Raw genomic sequence first — 1579 nt, 5'->3', positions numbered from 1 at the left:
AGCTCGGTCCCGGGGATCCTCTAGAGTCGCCGCGTTCTCGGATCAGCTGCAGCGCCCGTCGAGGCTGGAAGGAACGCTCCAGCACGACGGTGGCGCCGACCCACCAGGCGAGGAGCGGCTGACAGTTCCACGCGGCGACATGGAACTGCGGCAGCACGGCGAGCACGACGTCATCGGCGGTGAGCTGGGCCACTCCGGCGAGAGCGAGGTTGTTCCAGAAGCAGTTCGCATGCGTGAGCACGACGCCTTTGGGCGCCGCCTCGCTGCCGGAGGTGTAGATGACGAGCAGAGGGTCGTCGTCGCGCACGGCGCGGCCGGCCGTGGCTGACGCCGATGATCGTCCGGCGCCCGCTCGGGCCGGCACCGCCGATTCGATGCCGGTGGTGCCCAGCAGGGTGATCGGTGGCGATGAGGACAGACGTGCGAAGGCATCGGTGGCGATGGCGAGATACTCGTCCTCGATGGCCACGAGTGCCGGTTCCGCATGGCGCAGCATCTCGGCGAGTTCGCGCGATGACAGGCGCCACGACAGGGGAACCATCGCCACTCCCGCCTTCGCGCATGCGAAGAACACCACGACGTGATCGATCGAGTTGCCGGTGATGGTCGCCAGACGATCTCCGGGTCCGTATCCCGCACGCCGCAGCGACAGCGCGAGCTCGTGTGCGCGGGCCTCCAGGTCGCCGTAGCCGATCCGGACACCGCGGTCGTCGATCGCCGTGCGGCCGGCGGCAGAGACGGCCCGGTCACGCAGCCAGCGACCGATCGTGTGCGCTCCGTCCGACTCGCCCCTCACGCGAGCCCCTCCACCCGTGACCTCATGCCCTCACCTCGGCATCCACGCCCCGCGCGCCGCCCGTGGTCTCGTCCGCATCGTCGATCTGACGCAACTGCGAACGGGTGCGCTCACCACGACGTCGGCGGACCGCGGTGTCGATCGTGCCCGCGATGCCGCCCGGCAGGAACATGACCACCAGGATGAACAGCACCCCGAGCAGGAACAGCGGCTCCGACAGCGGGATGCGCAGCGCGTCGGGGAGATCCTGGATCCACGGCGAGCGTGCGAGAACCGTCAACCGCTGATCGAGGATCGTGTAGAGCACACCCCCCACGATGGCACCCCACCGGAACCCGACGCCACCGAGAACCACCATCACGAGCACGGTGATCGTGAGATCGGCGCCGACGGTGCTGGGCTGGGTTCCCGATTGCAGCAGCATGTAGGCGATGCCGGCGAGCGAGGCGCACAGAGCGGCGAGGACGAAGACGAGAAGCTTCGCGGTGTACGGCCGCAACCCCAGCACCTGGACGCGCAGTTCGTTCTCGCGTGCCGCTTGTGCGAGATGTCCGAGCCGCGAGCGGTCCACCCAGAGCACCACCAGGTACACCACCACCAGCACGACGAGAGTCAGCCAGTACAGATTGCGGGTGTTCGACACACCCACCAGCCACGAGGGCACCTGGTCGACGGGCAGCCGCAGTCCCTCCTCACCACCGGTGATGTCCTGATTGCGACGCACCAGCACCGACCCGGCCTGCGCGAATGCCAGTGACTCTAGAGGATCCCCGGGACCGAGCT

General features: G+C 68.5%; 2 protein-coding genes. Both read right to left on the bottom strand.

Translation table 11 applies throughout. From position 1 onward, the window contains the following. Positions 1–796 (bottom strand): AMP-binding protein (locus I5I_RS09760; RefSeq protein ID WP_036318892.1); only part of this gene is annotated, 796 nt, incomplete at its 3' end. 22 nt (positions 797–818) lie between these two features. After that, positions 819–1579, bottom strand: a 761-nt coding sequence (locus I5I_RS09755) for a branched-chain amino acid ABC transporter permease (RefSeq protein WP_036318889.1), incomplete at its 5' end; no start/stop codon positions are given.

This window comes from Microbacterium sp. B24, assembly GCF_000333415.1.
GTDB lineage: Bacteria > Actinomycetota > Actinomycetes > Actinomycetales > Microbacteriaceae > Microbacterium.
This window is presented reverse-complemented; position numbering and strand designations above follow the sequence as displayed.